The 24,120-nt window shown below is 70.2% G+C and carries 24 protein-coding genes; 15 read left to right on the top strand and 9 right to left on the bottom strand.

The window, feature by feature from the left end; all coding sequences use genetic code 11:
- Positions 1-14 precede the first annotated feature (14 nt).
- The 6 genes from sdhA (at position 15) to ACFQ6X_RS26360 (ending at position 5,597) form a co-directional block, all read left to right on the top strand.
- The gene (gene sdhA / locus ACFQ6X_RS26385; protein ID WP_329208114.1) at positions 15-1,769 is read left to right on the top strand and encodes a succinate dehydrogenase flavoprotein subunit; all 1,755 of its coding nucleotides are present in this window, start codon (positions 15-17) and stop codon (positions 1,767-1,769) included.
- Positions 1,769-2,545, top strand: coding sequence for a succinate dehydrogenase iron-sulfur subunit (locus tag ACFQ6X_RS26380; protein ID WP_329208115.1), 777 nt, complete (start codon positions 1,769-1,771; stop codon positions 2,543-2,545). Before sdhA ends, ACFQ6X_RS26380 begins: the two co-directional genes overlap by 1 nt.
- Before the next feature lie 193 nt (positions 2,546-2,738).
- Complete coding sequence (locus ACFQ6X_RS26375; RefSeq protein ID WP_383184901.1) at positions 2,739-3,344, top strand: hypothetical protein; 606 nt, start codon at positions 2,739-2,741, stop codon at positions 3,342-3,344.
- 544 nt (positions 3,345-3,888) lie between these two features.
- Complete coding sequence (locus ACFQ6X_RS26370) at positions 3,889-4,323, top strand: hypothetical protein (RefSeq protein WP_329208119.1); 435 nt, start codon at positions 3,889-3,891, stop codon at positions 4,321-4,323.
- A gap of 82 nt (positions 4,324-4,405) precedes the next feature.
- Entirely contained in the window at positions 4,406-4,813 is a 408-nt protein-coding gene (locus ACFQ6X_RS26365; RefSeq protein WP_383185027.1) for a thiol-disulfide oxidoreductase DCC family protein, read from the top strand.
- Between the two features lie 10 nt (positions 4,814-4,823).
- Positions 4,824-5,597 carry a TetR family transcriptional regulator gene (locus ACFQ6X_RS26360; RefSeq protein ID WP_383184899.1) on the top strand — a complete coding sequence of 258 codons (774 nt, stop codon included), beginning with the start codon at positions 4,824-4,826 and terminating at the stop codon, positions 5,595-5,597.
- Here the strand turns inward: ACFQ6X_RS26360 and ACFQ6X_RS26355 are convergent.
- The 3 genes from ACFQ6X_RS26355 to ACFQ6X_RS26345 form a co-directional block, all read right to left on the bottom strand.
- Positions 5,584-7,137 (bottom strand): ABC transporter substrate-binding protein, encoded by a 1,554-nt coding sequence (locus ACFQ6X_RS26355; protein WP_383184897.1) that lies wholly within the window; start codon positions 7,135-7,137, stop codon positions 5,584-5,586. The two genes, ACFQ6X_RS26360 and ACFQ6X_RS26355, sit on opposite strands and share 14 nt — an antisense overlap.
- Positions 7,138-7,534: 397 nt before the next feature.
- Positions 7,535-8,929: a metallophosphoesterase gene (locus ACFQ6X_RS26350; protein ID WP_383185025.1), complete on the bottom strand. Its 1,395-nt coding sequence runs from the start codon at positions 8,927-8,929 to the stop codon at positions 7,535-7,537.
- A gap of 74 nt (positions 8,930-9,003) precedes the next feature.
- Positions 9,004-9,249, bottom strand: coding sequence for an SCO4848 family membrane protein (locus tag ACFQ6X_RS26345; RefSeq protein ID WP_329208122.1), 246 nt, complete (start codon positions 9,247-9,249; stop codon positions 9,004-9,006).
- 121 nt (positions 9,250-9,370) lie between these two features.
- Here ACFQ6X_RS26345 and ACFQ6X_RS26340 point away from each other — a divergent pair, with 121 nt between their 5' ends.
- Positions 9,371-10,642, top strand: a complete 1,272-nt coding sequence (locus ACFQ6X_RS26340; protein WP_383184896.1) for a D-alanyl-D-alanine carboxypeptidase family protein — start codon at positions 9,371-9,373, stop codon at positions 10,640-10,642.
- Here ACFQ6X_RS26340 and ACFQ6X_RS26335 read toward each other — a convergent pair.
- A complete protein-coding gene (locus ACFQ6X_RS26335; RefSeq protein WP_383184894.1) occupies positions 10,590-11,513 on the bottom strand; it encodes a YihY/virulence factor BrkB family protein in 924 nt (307 codons plus the stop codon). The genes ACFQ6X_RS26340 and ACFQ6X_RS26335 overlap by 53 nt on opposite strands.
- A gap of 128 nt (positions 11,514-11,641) precedes the next feature.
- On the opposite strand from ACFQ6X_RS26335, the gene ACFQ6X_RS26330 reads away from it, so the two are divergent.
- The gene (locus ACFQ6X_RS26330) at positions 11,642-12,994 is read left to right on the top strand and encodes an FAD-binding protein (protein ID WP_383184893.1); all 1,353 of its coding nucleotides are present in this window, start codon (positions 11,642-11,644) and stop codon (positions 12,992-12,994) included.
- A gap of 173 nt (positions 12,995-13,167) precedes the next feature.
- Entirely contained in the window at positions 13,168-13,923 is a 756-nt protein-coding gene (locus ACFQ6X_RS26325; protein ID WP_383184891.1) for a decaprenylphospho-beta-D-erythro-pentofuranosid-2-ulose 2-reductase, read from the top strand.
- Between the two features lie 78 nt (positions 13,924-14,001).
- Here ACFQ6X_RS26325 and ACFQ6X_RS26320 read toward each other — a convergent pair whose 3' ends face one another.
- Both ACFQ6X_RS26320 and trpS read right to left on the bottom strand, forming a co-directional pair.
- A complete protein-coding gene (locus tag ACFQ6X_RS26320) occupies positions 14,002-14,592 on the bottom strand; it encodes a 2'-5' RNA ligase family protein (RefSeq protein ID WP_383184890.1) in 591 nt (196 codons plus the stop codon).
- Between the two features lie 90 nt (positions 14,593-14,682).
- Positions 14,683-15,696 carry a tryptophan--tRNA ligase gene (gene trpS, locus ACFQ6X_RS26315; RefSeq protein ID WP_329208132.1) on the bottom strand — a complete coding sequence of 338 codons (1,014 nt, stop codon included), beginning with the start codon at positions 15,694-15,696 and terminating at the stop codon, positions 14,683-14,685.
- An 18-nt stretch (positions 15,697-15,714) separates the two neighbouring features.
- Here trpS and ACFQ6X_RS26310 point away from each other — a divergent pair, with 18 nt between their 5' ends.
- The 4 genes from ACFQ6X_RS26310 (at position 15,715) to rocD (ending at position 19,625) form a co-directional block, all read left to right on the top strand.
- Entirely contained in the window at positions 15,715-16,464 is a 750-nt protein-coding gene (locus tag ACFQ6X_RS26310) for an RNA polymerase sigma factor (RefSeq protein ID WP_383184888.1), read from the top strand.
- Position 16,465: 1 nt separating this feature from the next.
- Positions 16,466-17,398: a hypothetical protein gene (locus ACFQ6X_RS26305; RefSeq protein ID WP_383185023.1), complete on the top strand. Its 933-nt coding sequence runs from the start codon at positions 16,466-16,468 to the stop codon at positions 17,396-17,398.
- Between the two features lie 128 nt (positions 17,399-17,526).
- Entirely contained in the window at positions 17,527-18,282 is a 756-nt protein-coding gene (locus ACFQ6X_RS26300; RefSeq protein WP_383184887.1) for a hypothetical protein, read from the top strand.
- Positions 18,283-18,419: 137 nt separating this feature from the next.
- Positions 18,420-19,625 carry an ornithine--oxo-acid transaminase gene (rocD, locus tag ACFQ6X_RS26295; protein ID WP_383184885.1) on the top strand — a complete coding sequence of 402 codons (1,206 nt, stop codon included), beginning with the start codon at positions 18,420-18,422 and terminating at the stop codon, positions 19,623-19,625.
- A 165-nt stretch (positions 19,626-19,790) separates the two neighbouring features.
- On the opposite strand, the gene ACFQ6X_RS26290 is transcribed toward rocD, so the two are convergent.
- The 3 genes from ACFQ6X_RS26290 to ACFQ6X_RS26280 all read right to left on the bottom strand — a co-directional run bounded on the left by ACFQ6X_RS26290 (position 19,791) and on the right by ACFQ6X_RS26280 (position 22,775).
- Complete coding sequence (locus ACFQ6X_RS26290) at positions 19,791-20,978, bottom strand: glutathionylspermidine synthase family protein (protein WP_383184884.1); 1,188 nt, start codon at positions 20,976-20,978, stop codon at positions 19,791-19,793.
- Between the two features lie 6 nt (positions 20,979-20,984).
- Positions 20,985-21,260 (bottom strand): hypothetical protein, encoded by a 276-nt coding sequence (locus ACFQ6X_RS26285; protein WP_383184882.1) that lies wholly within the window; start codon positions 21,258-21,260, stop codon positions 20,985-20,987.
- A gap of 114 nt (positions 21,261-21,374) precedes the next feature.
- Entirely contained in the window at positions 21,375-22,775 is a 1,401-nt protein-coding gene (locus tag ACFQ6X_RS26280) for a PLP-dependent aminotransferase family protein (RefSeq protein ID WP_383184881.1), read from the bottom strand.
- 47 nt (positions 22,776-22,822) lie between these two features.
- On the opposite strand from ACFQ6X_RS26280, the gene ACFQ6X_RS26275 reads away from it, so the two are divergent.
- The gene (locus tag ACFQ6X_RS26275; protein WP_383184880.1) at positions 22,823-23,320 is read left to right on the top strand and encodes a carboxymuconolactone decarboxylase family protein; all 498 of its coding nucleotides are present in this window, start codon (positions 22,823-22,825) and stop codon (positions 23,318-23,320) included.
- A 16-nt stretch (positions 23,321-23,336) separates the two neighbouring features.
- The gene (locus tag ACFQ6X_RS26270; RefSeq protein WP_383184879.1) at positions 23,337-24,074 is read left to right on the top strand and encodes an isocitrate lyase/phosphoenolpyruvate mutase family protein; all 738 of its coding nucleotides are present in this window, start codon (positions 23,337-23,339) and stop codon (positions 24,072-24,074) included.
- Positions 24,075-24,120: the final 46 nt, after the last annotated feature.

Raw genomic sequence — 24,120 nt, 5'->3', positions numbered from 1 at the left:
GACCAGAGGAAACCATGCAGATCCACAAGTACGACACCGTCATCGTCGGCGCCGGCGGCGCCGGCATGCGCGCGGCCATCGAGTCGACCAAGCGCAGCCGTACCGCCGTGCTGACGAAGCTCTACCCCACCCGCTCCCACACGGGCGCGGCGCAGGGCGGCATGGCCGCCGCGCTCGCCAACGTGGAAGAGGACAACTGGGAGTGGCACACCTTCGACACGATCAAGGGCGGCGACTACCTGGTCGACCAGGACGCCGCCGAGATCCTGGCGAAGGAGGCCATCGACTCCGTTCTCGACCTGGAGAAGATGGGCCTGCCGTTCAACCGCACGCCCGAGGGCAAGATCGACCAGCGACGCTTCGGCGGCCACAGCCGTAACCACGGCGAGGCCCCCGTCCGCCGGTCCTGCTACGCCTCGGACCGCACCGGCCACATGATCCTCCAGACGCTGTACCAGAACTGCGTCAAGGAGGGCGTGGAGTTCTTCAACGAGTTCTACGTCCTGGACCTCCTGCTCCAGGAGGTCGACGGCGTCAAGAAGTCCGCCGGCGTCGTCGCGTACGAGCTGGCCACCGGCGAGATCCACGTCTTCCAGGCGAAGTCGGTCATCTTCGCCTCCGGCGGCACCGGCAAGTTCTTCAAGGTGACCTCCAACGCCCACACCCTGACGGGTGACGGCCAGGCCGCCGCGTACCGCCGCGGTCTGCCGCTGGAGGACATGGAGTTCTTCCAGTTCCACCCGACGGGCATCTGGCGCATGGGCATCCTGCTGACGGAGGGCGCCCGTGGTGAGGGCGGCATCCTCCGCAACAAGGACGGCGAGCGCTTCATGGAGAAGTACGCGCCCGTCATGAAGGACCTCGCGTCCCGTGACGTCGTGTCCCGCTCCATCTACACGGAGATCCGCGAGGGCCGCGGCTGCGGACCCGAGGGCGACCACGTCTACCTCGACCTCACGCACCTCCCGCCGGAGCAGCTGGACGCCAAGCTCCCGGACATCACCGAGTTCGCGCGTACGTACCTCGGCATCGAGCCCTACACGGACCCGATCCCGATCCAGCCGACCGCGCACTACGCCATGGGCGGCATCCCGACCAACGTCGAGGGCGAGGTGCTCGCCGACAACACGACCGTCGTGCCGGGCCTGTACGCCGCCGGCGAGGTCGCCTGTGTCTCCGTGCACGGCGCCAACCGCCTCGGTACCAACTCGCTCCTCGACATCAACGTCTTCGGACGCCGGTCGGGCATCGCCGCCGCCGAGTACTCCGCGAAGAACGACTACGTCGAGCTTCCCGAGAACCCGGCGCAGCAGGTCATCGACCAGGTCGAGCGGCTGCGCAACTCGACGGGCACCGAGCGCGTCGCCGCGCTCCGCCTCGAGCTGCAGGAGTGCATGGACGCCAACGTGATGGTGTTCCGCACCGAGCAGACGATCAAGACGGCGGTCGACAAGATCGCCGAGCTGCGCAAGCGCTACCTCAGCGTGTCCATCCAGGACAAGGGCAAGCGGTTCAACACCGACCTGCTGGAAGCCGTCGAGCTGGGCAACCTGCTCGACCTGGCCGAGGTCATGGCGACCTCCGCGCTGGCCCGCAAGGAGTCCCGCGGCGGTCACTACCGCGAGGACTACCCGAACCGCGACGACGTCAACTTCATGCGCCACACCATGGCGTACCGCGAGGTCACCGCCGACGGCACCGAGTCGATCAGGCTCGACTACAAGCCGGTCGTCACGACCCGCTACCAGCCGATGGAGCGTAAGTACTGATGGCTACCCCCACCCTGGAGAAGTCGGACAAGGCTCCCGAGCCCGAGGCCGGCTTCGCCGACACCCCGTACATCACGGCCACGTTCCGGATCCGCCGCTTCAACCCGGAGGTCTCCGACGAGGCGCAGTGGCAGGACTTCCAGATCCTGATCGACCCGAAGGAGCGTGTCCTCGACGCCCTTCACAAGATCAAGTGGGAGCTGGACGGCACGCTGACGTTCCGGCGCTCCTGCGCGCACGGTATCTGCGGCTCCGACGCGATGCGGATCAACGGCAAGAACAGGCTCGCCTGCAAGACGCTGATCAAGGACATCAACCCGGACAAGCCGATCACGGTCGAGGCCATCAAGGGCCTCACGGTCCTCAAGGACCTCGTGGTCGACATGGACCCGTTCTTCCAGGCCTACCGCGATGTCATGCCCTTCCTCATCACCAAGGGGAACGAGCCGACCCGTGAGCGCCTGCAGTCCTCCGAGGACCGCGAGCGCTTCGACGACACCACCAAGTGCATCCTGTGCGCCGCGTGCACGTCCTCGTGCCCGGTGTTCTGGAACGACGGCCAGTACTTCGGCCCGGCGGCCATCGTCAACGCGCACCGCTTCATCTTCGACTCGCGTGACGAGGGCGGCGAGCAGCGCCTGGAGATCCTCAACGACCGTGACGGTGTGTGGCGTTGCCGCACGACGTTCAACTGCACGGACGCCTGCCCGCGTGGCATCGAGGTCACCAAGGCGATCCAGGAAGTGAAGCGCGCGCTGATCACGCGTCGCTTCTGACCCAAGAGCCCCTCCGGCTCCGAAGGTTGTCATCAAGAGGCCCCGTTTTGCGCACGGACTGTGCGGGAAGCGGGGCCTCTTGGTGCGTCACCGGAGCATGGACGGTACGGTCATGCGGAGTCGGTGACCGGCTCGCCACTCCCGGCGCAGCACAGCACGGGAGAAGAAGTCTTGATGGAGAACGGGGAACGTTGTGAGCGATCCGAATCCGTACGCGGACGACTCATACAAGTGGGGCCCGCCCCAGCAACCGGGCAACCCGCCCACGATGCCGGACGGACAGGGCTACGGCTACCCGGCGGCGCCGGGTGCCACTCCGGCGTACGGCTATCCGCAGCCGCTGCCCGATTCGGCGGCGCAGCCCGGTCCCGGGTACGGCTATCCGGCCGCCGCTCAGCCCACCCAGCCCGGCTTCAACCTGCCGGTGCAGCACGGGATGCAGCCCGGGGGCGGCGGGGTCCCGATGCTGTCGTTCGGTGACATCACCGTCATGAACGACTCGATCGTGACGCCGTCCGGCACGATGCCCCTCAAGGGCGCGGTGTGGACGGCGACCGACATGTCGCGCACGGAGGAGAAGATTCCGACCGTGGCGATCGTGCTGGCGATCATCTTCGCGCTGCTGTGCCTGATCGGTCTGCTCTTCCTCCTGATGAAGGAGAAGAAGACGACCGGCTTCGTCCAGGTCACCGTCACCAGCGGGGGCCGGCACCACTCGACGATGATTCCGGCGACGGGCCCCCAGACCTTCCAGATGGTGATGGCCCAGGTCAACACCGCCCGTTCGATGAGCGCCTGACCCAGGTCGAGGTCGACAGACGCGGGATGGCTGCCCCGTAACTACGACGGGCGGCCGGTTCCCCGTATCCGGCCGGCCTGCGGGCCGGCCGTCGGCGCGGCTGCGCGGCCCCGGGCGGTCGTTGGGCATATGAAGCCCCCGGCCCCCTGCGCAGACCCGCCAAAGGCCCCTGCAGCGCACGCAGGGCCGCATGAGCGCCCGTCCTCCCCGCCCGGTGGGCGGCTGCGGCGGTCTGCCCGGCTCGCCCCCGGCAGCCGAACGGGTTCCGGTGGTGGCCGCGCCCGGCACCGGCAGCCCGGATCCGGCAGCGGCCGCGCGGGCACCGGCCCGAGCGCGCGCACGTCTCCCCTCGCAACGCGGCGCCCGCCGACGGCGGGTGGCACGCCATGGCCGGGGCCCTGAGTTCCTGATTCCCCCTCACCCTTCCCGGACTGTCGGGCACACCGAGCTCCGGCATGCCCTCGGAGCATCACTTGAACATGTTCAAAGACAGGTCTACAGTCATGTCATCAGCTTTTTGAACGCGTTCAAGGGAGGGTGGGGCATGGACCTCACTGTGCTCGCGTACGTCATCTACCTACTCATCAGCGTGGCGCTCACCATCTGGGTCGCCCGCACGCTCAGCCGCAACGGCAAGGTCTTCCTCGCCGATGTGCTCCAGGGGAACGAGAAGCTCGCCGAGGCCGTGAACCACCTGCTGGTGGTCGGCTTCTACCTCGTCAACCTCGGCTTCGTGACCCTCTACCTGAAGAACGCCGACGGGGTCACCGACGCCCGCCAGCTCTTCGAGGCACTGTCGGTGAAGGTCGGCGTCGTCCTGCTGGTCCTGGGCGTGATGCACCTCGGGAACGTCTACGTACTGAACAAGATCCGCCGCCGCGGCCTCATGGAGCGGGAGCAGACACCGCCCGTGCCGCCGCAGGGCTGGGCGGGCCCGGGCGGCCAGGGGCCGTGGGCCGCACCAGCCGCCGGGAAGTGAGCGGGCCGTGACGCACATCCCGGTCACGCCCACCCCGGCCGAACCGACCCGGTACGCGGAGAACCCGGCCGTGCCGGTCCCGGTGACCCGGCTCACGGTGCTCTACGACGACCGGTGTTCGCTCTGCCTCCATCTGCGGCACTGGCTGCGGAGCCGGCGCCAGCTCGTTCCGCTCGATCTCGTCCCGGCGGGTTCGCAGGAGGCGCAGCGCCGCTTCCCCGGGCTCGACCACGCGGGCACGCTCGACGAGATCACGGTGGTCGGCGACCGGGGACAGATCTACCGCTCCACCGACGCCTGGATCGTCTGCCTCTGGGCCCTGGCCGAACACCGCCCGAAGGCCCACTGGCTGGCCACGCCCATGGGCCGCCCGTTCGCCCGTGCGACCGTGCTCGCCGCGGCGAAGTACCGGTCCGTGACGGCACAGCCGTGCGGCGAGGGCGACGGCCGCTGTGCGGTGCCGGATCCGGCGGACGGATCTCCCGGTTAGCCTTGGGACCGTGGTGAAGGAAGAGAAGAACGTGGCTGACGCGAACGCGGCGAAGCCGGCCGGAGAGGGCAAGGCCGCCAAGGCGGTCAAGGCCCAGAAGAGTGAGCAGACCCGCACTCTGATTCTCGAGACCGCACTCAGACTCTTCGAGGAGCGCGGTTACGACAAGACGACGATGCGGGCCATCGCCCAGGAGGCCGGCGTCTCCGTCGGGAACGCCTACTACTACTTCTCCTCCAAGGAACACCTGGTCCAGGGTTTCTACGACCGGATCGCCGCCGAACACGAGGCGGCGGTCCGGCCGGTCCTCGAAGGGGACCCTGATCTCGCCGTACGGATCAGGGGCGTCCTGCTCTGCTGGCTGGACGTGGCGGAGCAGTACCACCGCTTCGCCGCCCAGTTCTTCAAGAACGCCGCCGACCCGGACAGTCCGCTGTCCCCGTTCTCGGAGGAGTCCGTCGCCGCACGCGAGGCGGCCATCTCCGTACACAAGCGGTGCCTTGCCGGGTCCAGCACCAAGCACGACCCGGAACTCGCCGAACTGCTTCCGCAGCTGATGTGGCTGATGCAGATGGGGCTGGTGCTGTTCTGGGTCTACGACCGGACCGAGGGCACCGAGCGCAGCCGCCGGCTCGTGGAGCGCACCGCGCCGATCGCAGCACGGGCGATCGCACTCTCCCGCTTCCGGGTGCTGCGGCCTCTCGTGCGGCAACTCCATGACGTGCTGGTGGAGTTCATGCCGGGCGCTGCGGCGCGCCCGGCACCGGACGTCAAATCCGGCTGAGCTCCCACAGGCGCCAGATCCCGGTACCGTCCGAAAGGTACTGGGAGCCGGACACGGTCGACTTGCTGACGACGTAGTCCTTCTTCTGCCACAGCGGGACCAGCGGCACGTCCTCGCCGACCAGTTCCTGCAGCTCCTTGAAGTCGGCAGAGGTGCGGCTGCGGTCGCCGAACTGCTGGGTGGCGGCGATCAGCGCGTCCATCCTCGTGCTGACGTAGCCGTTGTGGAGGCTGCTGTCGCGGCCGACCAGGGGCTGGCTGAACGTGTCCGGGTCCGGATAGTCGGGGAGCCAGCCGACGGTGTACGCGTCGTACGCACCGGCCGCGTACCCCTTCTGGAACGCCTGCCACTCCACCGCCTTCTCCGTGACCTTGAACAGTCCGTCCTTCTCCAGCTGGCGGACCAGCTCGGCGGTCTCCTCCTTGTTCGCGTCGTCGTCGCGGTGGGCGAAGGTGATGTGCAGCGGGATCTCCACGCCGGCTTGCTCCATCAGCTTCCTCGCCCTGACCGGATCGGGCTCCGGGTAGGCGTCGAAGAAGGGGGTGCTGTGCCCGATGTAGCCCTGGGGAATCAGCGAGTAGAGCGGATCGACGGTGCTCTTGTAGACGTCGGACACCAGCGGGCCGCGGTCGATGATCCACGCGATGGCCTGGCGGACCTTCTTGTCGGCGAGCGGCGCACCGGACCGGACGTTGAAGACGAGGTTGCGGATCTCGGCGCTCTCGGCCTCGGTGACGCGCTGCTCGGGGTCACCCGGGTCGAGCGCGGAGAGCCTGTCCGCGGGCAGCTGACGGTGCGTGACGTCGACGTCCCCGGCCGTCCAGGCCGTCTGGAGCTCGTCGGATCCCTTGAAGTAGCGGATGTCGACCGGGGCACCGGTCTTCTTCAGCGCACCCCTGTACTTGGGGTTGGGCACCAACTCGGCGCGGACACCGGGCTCGTACGACTTCAGGACGTACGGCCCCGAGCCGTCGACCTGGTTCCCGGTGCGGAGCTTGTCCTTCGGGTACTGGGTGGGGTCGACGATGGATCCGGCGCCCGTGGCGAGCTTCTGCGGGAAGGTCGCGTCCCGGGCCGAAAGGTTGAAGGTGATGGTGCGGCCCTCGGTCACGATGGTGTCGAGGCTGGGGAAGAGCACCGCGGGGCCGACGTCCGTCTCGATCTTGAGCATGCGCTCGAAGGAGTACTTGACGTCGGCAGCCGTGACCTTGCGGCCGCTGGAGAAGGTCAGGTCGCCCCGCAGCTTGCACTGGTAGGTCTGGAGCTTCTGGCCGATGAAGGCGCAGCTCTCGGCGGCGTCGGGCTCCGGCACGATCGCCCCGGACTTGAAGGTCATCAGGGACTGGTAGAGGTTGCTGTAGATCGCCCAGGAACCGGCGTCGTACGCACCGGCCGGGTCGAGGGAGGTGACTTCGTCCGACGTGCCGACCACGATCGGGGCATCGCTCACCTCGTCCGAGGGGAGCAGTTGCCAGGCACCGAAGCCTGCGATGACCAGTACCGCGAGAATCGCGAGTATCCGTATACGGACCAACCGCATGTGCCGTGCTCTCCCTTAACAGCCCTGCCACGACCCATGTGCATAGATGTACACATTGCCGCATGTTCGCACCCACCCAATCACACGATTTTCACATCTGGAAGAGCAAATCGTGCACTCACAGGCTCTTGCTCGATATACGCCGAGATACGGGCCGAAAGGGGCGCGCCACAGCCTCCCATCAGGCACTTTCGTTGCTGCGCGTGAGGGTGCCGTGTGATTTCCGTGTTCGGGCACGGCAGTTGCTCGGGCGGCGCCCCGGAAGTCGGTCGGGGGCGCCGCTCGGAGGCACGGCTCGGGGGCCGTTGATCGGAGGCACGGCTCTGTACGTCGTCGGCCTGTGCGTCGTTCTGTACGTCCGCCTGCGCGTCGGCCTGCGCGTCCGACTGTGCGTCGCTCAGGCCTGCTTGGAAGCGAGCTCCACCACGGTGATGTCGGAGGGGGCGCCGACGCGTACCGGCGGGCCCCAGGCGCCCGCACCGCGCGAGACGTAGAGCTGGGTGTCGCCGTAGCGCTCCAGCCCCGCAACGGTGGGATTGGCCAGCTCGGCGAGGAAATTGCCGGGCCAGAGCTGACCACCGTGCGTGTGGCCGGAGAGCTGGAGGTCGACGCCGTGCTCGACGGCGTCGTGGATGACGACGGGCTGGTGTGCGAGCAGGACGGAGGCGCGGCCGCGGTCACGGTCACCGAGCGCGGCGGCGAAGTCGGGGCCCTGACCCTCGCTTTCGCCCGCGACGTCGTTGACGCCGGCGAGGTCGAAGCCGCCGATCTCGACCCGGGCGTTCTCGAGCGGGTGCAGGCCCAGCTCACGGACGTGGTCGACCCACTCGGCGGCACCGGAGAAGTACTCGTGGTTGCCGGTGACGAAGTAGCTGCCGTGCCGTGCCTCGAGCCCGGCCAGCGGCTCGGCCGCGCGGCCCAGGTCGGCGACCGATCCGTCAACGAGGTCGCCGACGACAGCGACCAGATCGGGCCGGGTCGCGTTGATCGAGTCGACGATGCGCCGGGTGTGCGCCCGGCCCAGGACGGGACCGAGATGGATGTCGCTGACGACGGCGATCCGGAAGCCGTGGGCGGAGCGCGGCAGCTTGGCCAGGGGCACGGTGATCCGCTTGACCCGGGGGCCGCGCAGCACGCCGTAGGTCCCGTATCCGACGGTGCCCAGCCCGGCGAGGGCGGCGGCGCCACCGACGGCGCGGGCGACGAACAGCCGCCGCGAGGGGTCGGCGACGGGCGGGGAGGCGGGAGCCTCGGCTTCGGTGCGGGGTTCGGGTTCGGTGCGGGGTTCGGGTTCGGTGCGGGGCTCGGCTTCCGTACGGGGCTCGGCTTCCGTACGGGTTCCGGACGCGGAAGTGGAAGCGGGACCGGAGGAGGAGGCGGAGGCGGGGGCGGCTTCGGTGCGGGAAGCCGTGCCCGGCTCGGCACGCGCATCGCCGGTCCCCGCGGCAGTGACTTCCGCAGCCGCGCTCCTGGCGTCCCGGCGAGCGAGCACCCGGCGCAGGACAGGACGTACGGCCTCGCCCACCAGCAGAGCCAGCGTCAGATACAGCAGCGCGGCCAGCCACAGATAGCCCGGCCAGGCCAGCACCTGCTGCACCCAGAAGGGGACGCCGGCACGGCTCGAGACCAGAGCGCCGACGCTCAGCATCGGCAGCACGAACAGTGCGACCGTGCCGACGCGGCGCGCCGCACCGCCCTTCGCCGTCGTGTCACCGACGAACCGGCGCCACACGTAACGGTGCACGCCTACGAGCAGCGCGAGGACCGCGACGGCCACCCCTGCGAAGACCAGAACCACTTACGCTCCCCCGCCCACCTGTGTGCCCGCTCCCGACCGTGCCCGGACCTTCGCCTTTGCCCGGCTTGTCATGTGCGTTCGCGGCGCAAAGCCCTGACACCACGGAACCCGATGACTCCGACGGCCGTCCCCAGAAGAAACGACGTGATGGTGAGCAGGAGATGGACCCAGAAGTACGCAGTCGGGTCACCCGCGTCATCGAACGCCAGTCCGCTGCCGTCCTTCCACAAGTTCTTGGCGAAAGTGATCCAGATGAACCAGCTCCACACCCCGAACGCGAGCAGGAACCAGGAGACGGGGCGGCTGAGCTTCATGGATTCAGTATCGCCGCCGCCCTCCGGCGCGGTCGCCCGGGGTGGGCTGTCCCGGCGGTATGCACGGCGGGTCAGAGCATCCGGGTCCCCATCCTCAGCTTCGCCATGTACGTTTCCGACCGTGCCTGCTCTGAAAAAGACCGTATTGACGGTCCTCTCCGCCGCGTTGCTGTCCGTATGTGTCGTCAGTCCCGCGGTCGCGGCCGATAAGGACAAGACCGACGACAAACAGCCGAAGCCGACCGGGCCGATGTCGACGGTCGGCGGCAAGCAGCTCGGGGAGGTCGGTACCCAGGTCAACCTGGGCGGCGGCGCGCCGGTCCTGCCCAAGGACCTCACCGCACGCTCGTGGATCGTCGCGGACGCGGAGAACGGCCAGGTACTCGCAGCCCACAACTCCCACTGGCGGCTGCCGCCCGCCTCCACCCTGAAGATGCTCTTCGCCGACACGGTCCTGCCCGCGCTCCAGCCCAAGACCATGACGCACATGGTGACGGAGGAGGAGCTCGCGGGTGTCGGCCAGGGCAGCAGCCTGGTGGGCATCAAGGAGGACCACGCCTACACCGTCCACGACCTGTGGCTCGGCGTGTTCCTGCGCTCCGGCAACGACGCGGTGCACGTGCTGTCCTCGATGTACGGCGGCGTGCCCGCGACGGTCGCGGCCATGCAGAGGCACGCCGAAGAACTGCAGGCGCTCGACACGACGGTCGTCTCGCCGGACGGCTACGACGCCCCGAACCAGGTCTCCAGCGCGTACGACCTGACGCTGTTCGCCCGCAGCGGTCTCCAGAAGGCCGACTTCCGGGAGTACAGCGCGACGGCGACCGCCGAGTTCCCCGGTGAGCAGAAGAAGGGCAAGAAGCGGAAGTCCTTCGAGATCCAGAACACCAACCGGCTGATCACCGGTGACATCGGTGTGGAGCCGTACAAGGGCATCGCGGGCGTCAAGAACGGCTACACCACGCACGCGGGCAACACCTTCACCGGAGTCGCCGAGCGCAACGGCAAGGTCCTGCTCGTCACCGTCATGAACCCGTCGTCCGACGAGAGCCACGCCGTCTACAAGGAGGCCGCGAGTCTGCTCGACTGGGGCTTCGCGTCGAGCGGCAAGGTGACCCCGGTCGGCGAACTGGTCCCTCCGAAGTCCGCCGCCACCGGGACCGGCAAGGGAGCCCAGCAGGAAGGCGCCGCGGACGCGGGCAAGGCCGGGTCGGGGACCGGGACCGGTGCCGGGAAGAAGCACGCGGCGACCACCGCTGCCACCGGCACCAGCGGGGTGTGGACGGCGCTGTCGATCGTCGGCGGGCTGCTGGTGGTCCTCGGGGCAGGCGTGTTCCTGGTCAACCGGCGCTGGCCGCTGCCCGATCTGGTGCGTCGTCTCCCCCGTCGCTGACGGAACGGGTCGCGCCCTCGTCCTTGCTCGGCGTCGCCGTCCAGGCGGCGCAGAGCAGGAGCAGCTTCGCCGTGAAGTTGATCCAGAGGAGGAGCGCGACCGGCACGCCGAAGGCGCCGTACATGCTCTTCGCCGCGACGCCCTTCATGTAGCTGCCCAGCAGCAGCTTGAGCAGCTCGAAGCCGATTGCTCCGACGAGCCCCGCGACGATCAGCCGACGGCGCGGCGGCTCCACGCCGGGCAGCAGGGTCAGCAGGTAGATCAGCAGCAGGAAGTCCGCGAACACCGCGACCGCCACGGCGGCCACCTGGAGCAGCACGCCGCCGGCGCCGCCCTCGGGAATGCCCAGCAGATCGGCCGTCCAGCCGATGGCCGTCGAGCCGACGGTCGAGGCGGCGAGCGTCACGAGCGCAGCGCCTCCGAGGCCGAACAGCAGGCCGGCGTCCTTGAGCTTGCGGACGACCGGGTTGCCCTCGTCCACGTCGTCCTTCTCCCAGACGGCACGCAGACAGTCCCGCATCGCGCCGACCCAGCCGATGCCGGTGAAGAGCAGCAGCACACCGGCGACGAGCCCGACCGTGCCCGCGTGGGCCACCAGATTGTCGATGCCGAGCTGGTCCGAGATGCCCGGCACCTGCTCGGCCACCTTGTCCTTGATCTTGTCCAGTTGCTCGTCGGAGAGCAGCGCGGCACCGATCGCCGCGCCGACCGCGATGAGCGGGAAGAGCGCGAGGAAGCTGATGAAGGTGATGGCCGCGGCCAGCCTCGTCCAGTGGACCCGGTCCAGCGTCTCGTAGGAGCGCCAGGCGTGCGTCATCATCAGCCGTGTGACGAGCGGCCCGATGACGGGGAGTTTTTTCAGCCAGTCCATGACGTACGCGTACCCCCCTGGGCGGAGAAAACCGGCGTCAGGGTCCTCCCGAGCCACCAATCACCCATTTCGGTGAGCGCTGTAACAAATCCCTCAAATGGGTTTTCTCGGGCGATACGGTCACCCTCATGTCCGTCGACACGGTGTCCATGACCGGCTGGGGCCGCACCGCCCCGACGACCGCTCTGCGGTTTCGCCCCCGTACCTACGAAGAGGCCGTCGCCGCCGTGCGCGGTTGCGGGCCCCGCGGTGTCGTCGCCCGCGGGCTGGGCCGCGCCCACGGCGACGCGGCCCAGAATGCGGGCGGCTCGGTCGTCGACATGACCGCGTTGGACCGGATCCGCACGTTCGACGCCGACACCGGCACCGTGGTCTGCGATGCCGGGGTGAGCCTGCACCGGCTGATGACCGTCCTGCTGCCGCTCGGCCGGTTCGTGCCGGTCACCCCCCGGACCCGCCATGTCACCGTCGGCGGGGCGATCGGCGGAGACATCCACGGCAGCAACCACCCGGCCGCCGGCTCCTTCACCCGGCATGTGAGCTCGCTGGAACTCCTGACCGCCGACGGCGAGGTACACACGGTGCTGCCCGGCACCGAGCTGTTCGACGCGACAGCGGGTGGCCTGGGCCTGACCGGGGTCATCCTCTCCGCGACGCTCCGGTTCCGTCCCGTCGCGACCTCGCTCATGACGGTCGACACCGAGCGGGCCGCCGATCTGGACGAGACACTGGCCCGCCTCGCGTCCTGCGGACACAGCGCGCCGTATGCGACGGCCTGGATCGACCTTCTGGCGCGCGGGAAGGCGAGGGGGCGCGCCATCATCACCCGGGGGGAGCACGCACCACTCAGTGCGCTCCCGGCGCGCGCCCGGCGCACACCGCTGGTGTTCCGCCCGGGACAGCTGTCCGCCACACCGCCCGCCCTCGTACCGGATGGACTGCTCGGCCGGACCTCCGCAGCGCTCTTCAACGAGCTCCGCTACCGCAGCGCACGGGTGTTCCGCTCCGGGGAGCTGCAGAAGATCTCCGCCTTCCTCCACCCCATGGACGCCGTCCCGCAGTGGAACCGCCTCTACGGCCGCAACGGCTTCGTGCAGTACCAGTTCGCTGTCGGGTACGGCCAGGAGGAGACCCTGCACCGCATCGTCGGGCGGATCTCGGCGCGCCGGTGTCCCGCGTTCGACGCCGTGCTCGGGCGGTTCGGCGAAGGCGGTCCGGGCTGGCTGTCGTTCCCCGTACCCGGCTGGACGCTCTCCTTCGGCCTGCCCGCCGGGCTGCCCGGCCTGGCGCGCCTCCTGGACGGCCTCGACGACGAGGTGGCGGCGGCCGGCGGCCGGGTCTGCCTGGCGAAGGACGCACGGCTGCGGCCGGAAACGCTGGCCGCGATGTACCCCCGGCTGCCCGAATTCCGCGCCCTGCGGGCGGAGCTGGACCCGCGGGGGGCTTTCCGGTCGGACCTGTCCCGCCGTCTCGCGCTCTGACCGCTGCCTGTCCGTCTACCGCTCTGCACGTCTGTCGCTCTCGCCGCGTCCACCGCTCTCCGCACGTCTGCCGCACAGTCCGTTCCGCCGCTCGCTCTGCCGTCCGCCCCCCTGCCGTCCGCTCCGTCGTCCGCCCCCCTGCCGTCCGCTCTGCCGTTGCTAGGAGATTTCTCGTGAAGGACGCCTTCGGTGCCCCGCAGTCCCTGCTCGTCCTCGGCGGCACCTCGGAGATCGGCCTGGCCACCGCGCGCCGCCTGATCTCCCGCCGTACCCGCACGGTCCGGCTGGCCGGCCGGCCTTCCCCCGCCCTGGAGAGGGCCGCCGCCGATCTGCGGGAGCTGGGGGCGGACGTGCGTACCGTCGCCTTCGACGCGCTCGACACGGAGTCGCACGAGGAGGTGCTCGGAAAGCTCTTCACCGAGGGTGACATCGACGCGGTGCTGCTGGCTTTCGGCATCCTCGGCGATCAGGCGCGCGACGAGGAGGATCCGCTCTCCGCGGTCCGGGTCGCCCAGACCAACTACACGGGGGCGGTTTCCGCCGGCCTGGTGTGCGCCGGCGCACTCCAGGCGCAGGGCCACGGATCGCTGGTGGTGCTCTCCTCGGTGTCGGGCGAGCGCGCCCGGCGCGCCGACTTCATCTACGGGTCGAGCAAGGCGGGCCTGGACGCCTTCGCGCAGGGACTCGGGGACGCGCTGCACGGTACGGGGGTGCATGTGATGGTCGTACGCCCCGGCTTCGTACGGTCGAAGATGACCGCAGGCCGTCAGGAGGCTCCGCTCGCGACGACTCCGGGCGCGGTCGCCGACGCGATCGTGACGGGCCTGAGGCGGCGCTCGGAGACGGTGTGGGTGCCCGGCGCCCTGCGGGTGGTGATGTCGGCGCTGCGGCATGTCCCGCGCCCGCTGTTCCGGCGGCTGCCGGTCTGACAGCGCACCGGGGCAGCCGGTCCGGCGGGGCGGGACCGGCGCTGTGTCAGGACTGCGGGGACCGCGGCGGTCGGCCGCTCAGGGGTGCAGGGACGGCTGGTCCACGGAGCAGCCGCCCTGGGCCGGCACGGCGGGTGCGCCGCCGCCGGCCCCGAACGGGAACTCGTTGATCTTGCGCCAGACGCTGTCCGCGCCCTGCTCGTACAGCGCGAAGGAACCGCAGGTCCACGCCGCCTCGTACGAGGAGAGCTCCTCGTACGCGCGGTCCATCGCGTCCTCCGCGATACCGTGCGCCACGGTCACATGCGGGTGGTACGGGAACTGGAGCTCGCGCACCAGCGGCCCCGAGGCCTCCCGGATCCGCTTCTGGAGCCAGGAACAGGCCGAGGCGCCTTCGACGACCTGGACGAAGACGACCGGTGACAGCGGGCGGAAGGTACCCGTACCGGACAGCCTCATCGGGAAGGCGCGGCCGGCCGTGGCGATCTGGGCGAGGTGTGCCTCGATCGCCGACAGGTCGGCCGCCTCGGCCTCCGTCGGCGGGAGAAGGGTGACGTGGGTGGGAATGCCGTACGCGGCAGGGTCCCCGAAGCTCGCGCGCCGCTCCTGGAGCAGGCTGCCGTAGGGCTCCGGGACCGCGATCGAAACGCCAAGCGTTACGGTCCCCACATCGTTCTCCTCAATCGTCGATGGTCGGTTTTCGGTCGTGCCGACGCCAGTGTGAACCCTCGGGCCGTGATCTCGCCAGGGTCCTTGGACTCAGTGCTTCGCCGGCAGAAGGCCCATACGGTCGTACGTCTGCGCCAGCGTCTCGGCGGCGACGGCCCTGGCCTTCTCCGCGCCCTTGGCCAGGATGGAGTCCAGCGTCTCCGGGTCGTCCAGATATTCCTGGGTGCGGGTCCGGAACGGGGTGACGAACTCCACCATGACGTCCGCGAGGTCCGTCTTCAGCGCGCCGTAGCCCTTGCCCTCGTACTTCTGTTCGAGGTCGGCGACGGCGGTCCCGGTGAGGGTGGAGTAGATGGTCAGGAGGTTGCTGACGCCGGGCTTCTTCTCCGCGTCGAAGCGGATGACGGTGTCCGTGTCGGTGACCGCGCTCCTGACCTTCTTGGCGGTGACCTTCGGCTCGTCCAGCAGGTTGATCAGGCCCTTCGGCGTGGACGCCGACTTGCTCATCTTGACCGCCGGGTCCTGGAGGTCGAAGATCTTCGCCGTCTCCTTGAGGATGTACGGCGCCGGGATGGTGAACGTCTGTCCGTAGCGGCCGTTGAAGCGCTCGGCGAGGTCGCGCGTGAGCTCGATGTGCTGGCGCTGGTCCTCGCCGACCGGGACCTGGTTGGCCTGGTAGAGCAGGATGTCGGCCACCTGCAGCACCGGGTAGGTGAAGAGGCCCACGGTCGCCCGGTCGGCGCCCTGCTTGGCGGACTTGTCCTTGAACTGCGTCATGCGGGACGCCTCGCCGAAGCCGGTGAGGCAGTTCATGATCCAGCCGAGCTGGGCGTGTTCGGGCACATGGCTCTGGACGAAGAGCGTGCACCGCTCGGGGTCGAGCCCCGCCGCCAGCAGCTGGGCGGCGGCGAGCCGGGTGTTGGCACGCAGCTCCGCGGGGTCCTGCGGGACGGTGATCGCGTGCAGGTCCACCACCATGTAGAAGGCGTCGTGGGACTCCTGCAGCGCCACCCACTGGCGGACCGCGCCGAGGTAGTTGCCGAGGTGGAACGAGCCTGCGGTGGGCTGGATTCCGGAGAGCACACGGGGTCGATCAGAGGCCATGAACTCATTGTCTCAGGTATGGAACCGATCTCCGGCAGCCGGTGTATGAAAGGTGTGAGGACGCGGGAGGGGGCCCTGCAGCCAGGGCCGGAGGGGGGCCGCACCGTCGACGACAGGGCCGGGAGCGGTGTCGTCGGGCGTGCCGGAGGACAGTCCGGTGGGCCGCCAGGGGACACGGCCGACGGCGAGGCTGCGGTGATCGCTCGTGTGCGCGCCGGCGAGGCGGAGGCATACGCGCAGCTCGTGCGCGCCCACACAGGTGTCGCACTGCGGGCGGCCGTGGCCTTCGGCGCGGGGGCCGACGCGGAGGACGTGGTGCAGTCCGCGTTCTTCAAGGCGTACCGAGCGCTCGGGCGTTTCCGGGACGGTGCGTCCTTCCGTCCGTGGCTGCTGCGGATCGTGGTGAATGAGACGAGAAACACAGTCCGGTCGGCGGGGCGCGCACGGGCGGTGGCCGGGCGCGAGGCCAGATTTCAGGGTGCCGACCCGTTGATACCCGATGCGGCGGATCCCGCGGTGGCGGCGCTGGCGGAGGAGCGGCGGACCCTGCTGTCGGCCGCGCTGGAAGAGCTCACGGAGGAGCAGCGGCAGGTGGTGACCTGCCGCTATCTGCTCGAAATGGACGAGGCGGAGACCGCGCTGGCGCTGGGCTGGCCGCGCGGGACGGTGAAGTCCCGTCTGAACCGCGGACTGAAGAAGCTGGAACAGCGGCTCGGCGGGCAGCTGGGACCGGGACCGGGAACCGAAGGAGGTGAGAGGGATGGCTGAGATGGACGATCCGGTGCGCTCGGGGCCGGAGCGCGATCGCCCGGGGCCGGAGCGCGATCGCCCGGGGCCGGAGCCCGACGGAGACCGGGCGCGGCTGCGGGCGGAGCTGCTGGCCCTGGGCCGCGGCCTGGACGTGCCGGCGACCGACGGCCGCACGATGGCCGAGCGCGTGCTGGCGCAGATCGTCGCCGAAGCGGCGCCCACACCGGTGCGCGAGCCACCGGGTCTGCGGGAGCGGACCGGGGCGTGGGCCCGCAGGCACGCACGGATGCTGACTGCCGCCCTCTCGGGTCTGCTCGTCGTGCTGGTGCTCACGCCCCCCGTCAGAGCGGCGGTCGTGGAGTGGTTCGACTTCGGCGGGGTCCAGGTGCGGTACGCACCGACGGCTGAGCCCCCCGGTCCGGCCGAGGCGTCACGGGCACCGGACGCCGGCAGCAGCGGCGCGCCGGATGCGGCCGGGGAGCCGGATGCCCCGGACTGCACCGCGTCGGTGCCGATCGCCGAGGCGGCCCGGCGAGCGGGCTTCCGGCCGGTCGTCCCCGGCGAGCTCGGCGCACCGGACGCGGTGGCCGTGACAGGCCTGCCGGAGGGCCGGTGGATGGTCACCCTGTGCTGGCACGAGCGGGGGCGGACCGTTCGGCTCGACGAGTTCGCGTCCGGTCTCGATCCGTACTTCACCAAGCAGGTCCGCATACAGCCGAAGTGGCTGGAGCTGGGCACGGACGACACCGGTCCCCGGACGAAGGCTCTGTGGTTTGCGCAGCCCCATCAGCTGGACTTCGGGATGGTCGGGAAGGACGGTCTGCGGTGGGTCCGGTCCGAACGGACCGCAGGGCCGACGCTGTTGTGGGTGCGGGACGGTCGGATGACGCTGCGGCTGGAAGGCGTCGACTCGCAGGAGCGGGCGCGCGCGGTCGCCGAGTCCACGCTCTGAACCCTGGACGGCCTCTGGACGGACCGGAAAATCAACCGGCTTCCGGACGGAACCTCGAAGGGCCCGGCGGTGTATCAGAAGTGTCCGGTCCGGAGGGTCCGCACCGGCCACAGGCAGGGGGACGACACATGCGACAGCGACAGGAGTGGCGGGGGTGGGTGCGGCGTCTCGCCGTTCTGGTGACGGTCCTCGGGCTGGGCGTGCTGCTCGCGCCGAGCGCGGTGGCGGGCGGGCAGACGAGCGTGCTGGTCACCTCACCGTCGAGCGGCGAGGCCGCCGCCCTCTACGTATCGGATCCGAGGTTCGGCCGGCTGTCCGGTCTGCTGGGCCCACCGGACAAGGGCGACCGTCTCCAGCCTCCGTCGCTGGACGGCTCCGTGGCGACCCGGCAGATCAACGTGACATGGATGGCGCTCGACCTGCAGCCGACCCGGACGGACCGGGTGTTCCCCGGGGCCGACCCCGACACCGTCTGGATACACACGGCCGCGCAGGTGCCGGCCACCTACCGGGGTCTCTGGCACCGCGCCGCCGAGCCGAGGAAGCTGGTCGCCCTCCTGGACGCACTCGGTCTGATGGGCAGGACGAGCCCGGACAAGGCGGGACCCGCGCTGTATCCCCGTCCCTGGGAGAGCGAGAGCGCCCAGGCGCCCGCCGCAGGGGCCCCGGCCGGCGACGCGCCGTCACCGGACGGCGTGACCTCCCCCGGCGGGACGGCTCTCGCGGCCGCTGCCGCGGCAGGGGACGCGGGGCCGTACGAGCGCCTCGACCACTGGTGGTGGGCGATACCCGGGCTCGCGACGGGCGCGGTGCTCACCCTGGCCCTGCGTCCGAGGGGCGGTCGACGCGAGCCGGGGCGGCGTCAGGAGCTGCTCGACCGCTGAGCGGCGTGGACAGCGGCAGGAAGCGGTGCACCGGGGTTCCAAGGCGCGCCGCGCAGTAAAGGTTTCCTCGTCCCGGATCCGACCGACGATACAAAGTGGGCACACCCCGCCCACGCCGCACGACGAACGGAGATCCCGTGTCGACCACGGAAACTGCCATCGCCTCCGCCGAGGCGCACAGCGCGCACAACTACCACCCGTTGCCGGTCGTCGTCGCCTCCGCGGACGGAGCCTGGATGACCGATGTCGAGGGCCGCCGCTACCTCGACATGCTCGCCGGTTACTCCGCCCTCAACTTCGGACACGGCAACAGGCGCCTCATCGACGCGGCCAAGGCCCAGCTGGAGCGCGTGACCCTGACCTCGCGCGCCTTCCACCACGACAGGTTCGCCGACTTCTGTACGCAGCTCGCCGAGCTGTGCGGCATGGAGATGGTGCTGCCCATGAACACCGGAGCGGAGGCGGTGGAGACCGCGGTGAAGACCGCGCGCAAGTGGGGATACCGCGTCAAGGGTGTCCCGGACGGCATGGCGAAGATCATCGTTGCCGCCGACAACTTCCACGGCAGGACGACGACGATCGTCAGCTTCTCCACGGACCAGGAGGCGCGGGCGGACTTCGGCCCGTACACGCCGGGGTTCGAGATCGTGCCGTACGGGGACCTGACCGCGCTCAGTGAGGCGATGACCGAGAACACCGTGGCGGTGCTGATCGAGCCGATCCAGGGCGAGGCCGGGGTGCTGGTGCCGCCGCCGGGCTATCTGCCCGGGGTCAGGGAGCTGACCCGGGAGCGGAACGTTCTGTTCATCGCGGACGAGATCCAGTCGGGGCTCGGCCGCACCGGCAAGACCTTCGCGTGTGAGCACGAGGGCGTGGTACCCGACATGTATGTGCTGGGCAAGGCGCTGGGCGGTGGTGTCGTGCCGGTGTCGGCCGTGGTCTCGTCGGCGGCGGTGCTCGGTGTCTTTCGGCCGGGTGAGCACGGATCGACGTTCGGCGGGAATCCTCTGGCCTGCGCGGTCGCGCTGGAGGTGGTGGCGATGCTGCGCACCGGTGAGTTCCAGCAGCGGGCGGCGGAGCTGGGTGACCACCTTCACCACGAGCTGGGGCTGCTGGCCGGCGAGGGGGCGGTGGAAGCCGTCCGGGGCCGCGGACTGTGGGCGGGGATCGACATCTCCCCGAGGCTCGGGACGGGCAGGGAGATCTCGGAGAAGCTGATGGATCGCGGGGTGCTGGTCAAGGACACCCATGGTTCGACGATCCGGATCGCCCCTCCCCTGGTGATCAGCAAGGAGGATCTGAACTGGGGCCTGGACCAGCTCCGCGGCGTGCTGAGCGCCTGAGGTCCGCGTCCGCGTCTGCGGTGTGCTGAGCGCCCGACCGAGCCGACCGGGGCACAGCCGCCCGGGGAAGGCTCCGGTCGGGCGGGGCCCGGCCGCCCGGGGAGGGCTTCCGCTCAGCGGGGGGGGGCTTCCGGTCAGCGGGGACCGTCGGCTGCTTGTGGGCTGTCAGAGGATGACGTGGGGCAGGAAGCGGGCGTATTCGTCCGTGACCAGCCCCGCCGATTCCCGGATGCCGAGCCCGGCTGCCTCGTTCTCGACCACCCAGGCTCCGAGGACGACACGGTTGCCCGCGAAGTCGGCCAGCGGCGCCAGTTCCTGGTAGCAGCAGGGTTCGTCGCGCAGCACGGGTTCGCTGCCCGGCTCGTGGATGGTGACTCCGGCACCCTCCCGGCCGAGCAGGGGCTTGGCGACATAGCCCGCTCCCCCGGGCCCGGCCAGCTCGCGGGGTCCGTCGAGATAGGAGGGCAGCAGATTGGGGTGACCGGGGTACAGCTCCCACAGGACGGCCAGGAGCGCCTTGTTGGAGAGGAGCATCTTCCAGGCGGGCTCGATCCAGCAGGTGGTGCCGGTTCCGCCCCCGTTGTCGAGGGTGTCCAGCACATGCGGCCCGAACCGGTCGGTCGCCAGCCACTCCCACGGGTAGAGCTTGAAGCAGCTGCGGATGAAGCGGAGCCGCTCGTCCACGAACCGGCCGGCCAGCCGGTCCCAGCCGATCTGTTCTACGGAGAGTGCCTCGGTCTCCAACCCGGCCTGCGCGGCGGTCTCCCGCAGATAGGCGACCGTCATCAGGTCCTCGCCCAGTTCGTCCCCGTCGGAGTGGGCGAAGTACAGCGGTCCGGGCGGCAGCAGCGGGGCCTGCCGCTTCCACGCGTCGACGAGGCGCTCATGAAGGGAGTTCCACTGGTCCGCGCCCGGGAAGCGGTCCTCCATCCAGAACCACTGGGGGCTGGCGGCCTCCACCAACGAGGTCGGGGTGTCCGCGTTGTACTCGAGCATCTTCGCCGGACCGGTCCCGTCGTACCGCAGGTCGAACCGGCCGTACAGGGAGGGGAGTTCGGCGCGGCGGCGCCACGACTCGGCGATCAGGCCCGCCAGCCGCGGGTCGGTGATGCCCAGATCGGCGAAGCGGTTCTGTTCGACGATGTGCCCGGCGGCGGCCAGGCACATCGTGTGCAGCTCCTCCACGACCTCTTCGAGCGCCTCGACCTCGGGCAGCGAGAAGACGTAGTAGGCGCTCTCGTCCCAGTACGGGCGCAGGGATCCGTCCGGGTAGCGGGTCAGGGGGTAGATCAGCCCCTGCTCCTCCACGGTCTCCTGCCAGCCGGGACGCGGCTCGATGGTGCGGCGCTCCATGACGGCTCAGCCGCCGCCGGAGCCGGAGGATCCGAATCCGCTGCGCTCGACCGCGGACTTGTTGAAACTGCCGCCGGAGACCTTGTTGTGGGAGCTGCTGCCGCCGTAGTAGTACGAACCGCTGCCGTTGCTGTCACTGCACTCGTAACTCGGCAGTATTTCCTGGGTCACCGGGTCGACGCACCGCCGGTCCGGTTCCGAACCACAGGAGGTGAGCGTCGCCGCGAGCACCCCCATGCCGCCGAGCACCACGGTGCCCGACCTGAGCCTGCGCCTGACCATTTTCTGTTCTCCCCCGTCGTACCCACGAGCCACTGGACGCAGTCAGATTAGATGCCCGACCGGCTCGACTGAAATCAGGTGCTCACGCACTCCCGTTTGTCCGGACATCCACGCCTACGGCAGCACCCGGCAGAGCGCGTCCAGCGAGCCGGCCCAGGCGCTCTCCGGCGGAGATCCGTAGCCGATCACCAGTCCGTCCCGGCCCGCCGCCGCGTCCCGGTGCCGGAAGCGCGACAGTCCCTCGATCGCGAGTCCCTGCCAGGCCGCCGCCTGGACCACCGACCGCTCGGTGCCTTCGGGGAGTTCGAGCACCGCGTGCAGTCCGGCGGCGATGCCGCTCACGCGGATGTCCGGGGCGCGCTCGGCGAGCGCCTCGACGAGCTGGTCGCGGCGGCGCCGGTAGCGCAGCCGCATCGCGCGCACATGGCGGTCGTAGGCCCCCGACTCCATGAACTGGGCGAGTGTCAGCTGGTCCAGCGTCCCGGACATCCAGTCGAAGCCCCCCTTCGCCTCGCACACCTCTCCCACGAGCCCCTCCGGCAGAACCATCCAGGCCAGCCTCAGCCCCGGTGCCAGGGACTTGCTGGACGTCCCCAGATAGACGACCCGTTCCGGGTCCAGCCCCTGGAGTGCGCCCACCGGCTGGCGGTCGTAGCGGAACTCCCCGTCGTAGTCGTCCTCCAGGATCAGGCCCGACGCGGACCGCGCCCAGTCGACCGCCGCGGCCCGCCGGTCGGGGTGGAGGGGCGTCCCCGTCGGGAACTGGTGCGCGGGCGTCATCAGCACAGCGCCGACGCCTCGCATCCCGCCCAGTTCCCCGGTCCTGGCCCCGAGCCCGTCCACCGGCAGGCACGGGGTGCGCAGTCCCGCTTCGGACAGGAGGTTCCAGTGGATGTCGAGACCGTACGACTCGACCGCGGTCTCCTTGACCCGCCGCTTCCGCAGCACCTTCCCCATCAGCATCAGCCCGTGGACGAACCCGGAGCAGATCACGATGCGTTCCGGGTCGGCGTCCACACCGCGCACCCGCGCCAGGTAGTCCGCCAGCACGGTGCGCAGTTCGATGCGCCCCTGGGCATCCGCGTAGCCGAAGGCCTCGTTGGGCGCGGCGGTCAGGGCGCGCCGGGAAGCCTTGAGCCACTCGGTGCGGGGGAACGCCGACAGATCGGGGGATCCGGGCATGAGGTTGTAGGCGGGCCGGCGCCGTACCTGCGGGGATCTCGCCGTCCGCGCGGTCGGGCGGCGCGGGGCGGCCCGCTGCGCGACCCTCGTCCCCGAACCCTGCTTCGCGGTGAGCCAGCCCTCGGCGACGAGTTCGGCATAGGCGTCGGCGACGGTGTTGCGGGCGATCCCGAGATCGACGGCGAGCGTACGGGACGAGGGCAGCCGCGTGCCGGGGGCCAGCCGCCCCGTGCGGACAGCCTCCCGCAGTGCGTTCATCAGCCCGCTCCGCAACCCCGCGCCGACCGGTTCGATGTGCAGGTCGGCCCCGAAAGCGGCCCAGGAATCCGTCATGGAAATGGACCATACCGGTGCGCCACCGGAGCCGTAGCGTCGTAGGCATGACGACGAACGAACACAGCCACGCCCCCGAGCACCCCGCCCGACTGCAGTGGGCCACACTCTCCCCCGATGTCTACAAGGCCATGGTCCGGCTGGACGCCGCCTCGCGTAAGGGGCTCGACCCGACGCTGCTCGAACTGGTGAAGATCCGGGCCTCGCAGCTCAACCGCTGCGCCCTCTGCCTGGACATGCACTCGAAGGACGCTCTCGCCGCGGGCGAGTCCGTCGAGCGGATCCTCCAGCTCAGCGCCTGGGAGGAGTCGCAGCACTTCTACACGGAGAAGGAGCTGGCGGCGATCGAACTGACGGAGGCCGTGACGGTCCTGACCGACGGGTTCGTACCGGACGAGGTGTACGCGAAGGCCGCCAAGCAGTTCGAGGAGGCCGAGCTCAGCCAGCTGATCGCGGCCATCACGGTGATCAACGCGTGGAACCGGTTCGGGGTGTCCACCCGTCAGGTACCCGGCCACTACACGCCCGGCGACATCAAGCACTGAGACGGCGGTGATCCCCATGAGCGAACCGGTGTCCGTCTTCCGCGCCCTGCACCACAACCGCCCGCCGGGCGACCCGTTGGTCCTCCCCGGTCCGTGGGACGCCGCGAGTGCCCGCGCCTTCGCCGACGCCGGCTTTCCGGCGCTGGCGACACCGAGCGCCGGCGTCGCCGCCTCACTCGGACACGAGGACGGGCACACGCCCGCCGCCGAGATGTTCGCGGCGGTGGCCCGGATCGTGCGCGCCGTGTCCGTTCCCGTGTCTGCGGACATCGAGGCCGGTTACGGTCTGGCCCCGGCGGAACTCGTGGAACGCCTGCTGGAGACGGGTGCGGTCGGCTGCAACCTGGAGGACTCGGCCGACGGGATCCTCCTCGACCCGCAGCGGCACGCGGACCGACTCGCGGAGGTGCGCTCCGCGGCGGAGGGCCGTCTCTTCGTCAACGCCCGCGTCGACACGTACATCAGGGGTGTTCCGGCCGGTACGGACGTGGTCGCCGAGACGATCGCCCGCGCCCGGCTCTACGCGGCCGCCGGCGCGGACTGCGTCTACCCGATCACCGCCCCGGCCGGCGACCTTCCCCGTCTTGCCGCCGCCGTCCCGGTTCCGCTCAACGCCAACGGCACACCCGACGGGCCGTCCGACGCCCGTCGGCTGGGCGAGCTCGGCGCCGCACGGATCACCTTCGGTCCCCTGCTCCAGCGACGGGCCGCCGACGCGGTGCGCGACCTCGCGGAACGGCTGCGCGGCCGCTGAACCCGGACATGAGGAGGCGCCCCCGGCAGCATGTGCTGCCGGGGGC

This window comes from Streptomyces sp. NPDC056452, assembly GCF_042796085.1.
Classification (GTDB): domain Bacteria; phylum Actinomycetota; class Actinomycetes; order Streptomycetales; family Streptomycetaceae; genus Streptomyces.
Note: the sequence above shows the minus strand (reverse complement) of the source record. Positions and strands in the feature narration are given on the sequence as shown.

What these genes read in the sequence shown, in the direction of transcription:
- sdhA (WP_329208114.1), top strand. Translation starts at nt 15, where the DNA reads ATGCAGATCCACAAGTACGACACCGTCATCGTCGGCGCCGGCGGCGCC.
- ACFQ6X_RS26380 (WP_329208115.1), top strand. Translation starts at nt 1,769, where the DNA reads ATGGCTACCCCCACCCTGGAGAAGTCGGACAAGGCTCCCGAGCCCGAG.
- ACFQ6X_RS26370 (WP_329208119.1), top strand. Translation starts at nt 3,889, where the DNA reads ATGGACCTCACTGTGCTCGCGTACGTCATCTACCTACTCATCAGCGTG.
- ACFQ6X_RS26355 (WP_383184897.1), bottom strand. Translation starts at nt 7,137, where the DNA reads ATGCGGTTGGTCCGTATACGGATACTCGCGATTCTCGCGGTACTGGTC.
- ACFQ6X_RS26345 (WP_329208122.1), bottom strand. Translation starts at nt 9,249, where the DNA reads ATGAAGCTCAGCCGCCCCGTCTCCTGGTTCCTGCTCGCGTTCGGGGTG.
- ACFQ6X_RS26335 (WP_383184894.1), bottom strand. Translation starts at nt 11,513, where the DNA reads ATGGACTGGCTGAAAAAACTCCCCGTCATCGGGCCGCTCGTCACACGG.
- ACFQ6X_RS26330 (WP_383184893.1), top strand. Translation starts at nt 11,642, where the DNA reads ATGTCCGTCGACACGGTGTCCATGACCGGCTGGGGCCGCACCGCCCCG.
- trpS (WP_329208132.1), bottom strand. Translation starts at nt 15,696, where the DNA reads ATGGCCTCTGATCGACCCCGTGTGCTCTCCGGAATCCAGCCCACCGCA.
- ACFQ6X_RS26310 (WP_383184888.1), top strand. Translation starts at nt 15,715, where the DNA reads ATGGAACCGATCTCCGGCAGCCGGTGTATGAAAGGTGTGAGGACGCGG.
- ACFQ6X_RS26305 (WP_383185023.1), top strand. Translation starts at nt 16,466, where the DNA reads ATGGACGATCCGGTGCGCTCGGGGCCGGAGCGCGATCGCCCGGGGCCG.
- ACFQ6X_RS26300 (WP_383184887.1), top strand. Translation starts at nt 17,527, where the DNA reads ATGCGACAGCGACAGGAGTGGCGGGGGTGGGTGCGGCGTCTCGCCGTT.
- ACFQ6X_RS26290 (WP_383184884.1), bottom strand. Translation starts at nt 20,978, where the DNA reads ATGGAGCGCCGCACCATCGAGCCGCGTCCCGGCTGGCAGGAGACCGTG.
- ACFQ6X_RS26285 (WP_383184882.1), bottom strand. Translation starts at nt 21,260, where the DNA reads ATGGTCAGGCGCAGGCTCAGGTCGGGCACCGTGGTGCTCGGCGGCATG.
- ACFQ6X_RS26280 (WP_383184881.1), bottom strand. Translation starts at nt 22,775, where the DNA reads ATGACGGATTCCTGGGCCGCTTTCGGGGCCGACCTGCACATCGAACCG.
- ACFQ6X_RS26275 (WP_383184880.1), top strand. Translation starts at nt 22,823, where the DNA reads ATGACGACGAACGAACACAGCCACGCCCCCGAGCACCCCGCCCGACTG.
- ACFQ6X_RS26270 (WP_383184879.1), top strand. Translation starts at nt 23,337, where the DNA reads ATGAGCGAACCGGTGTCCGTCTTCCGCGCCCTGCACCACAACCGCCCG.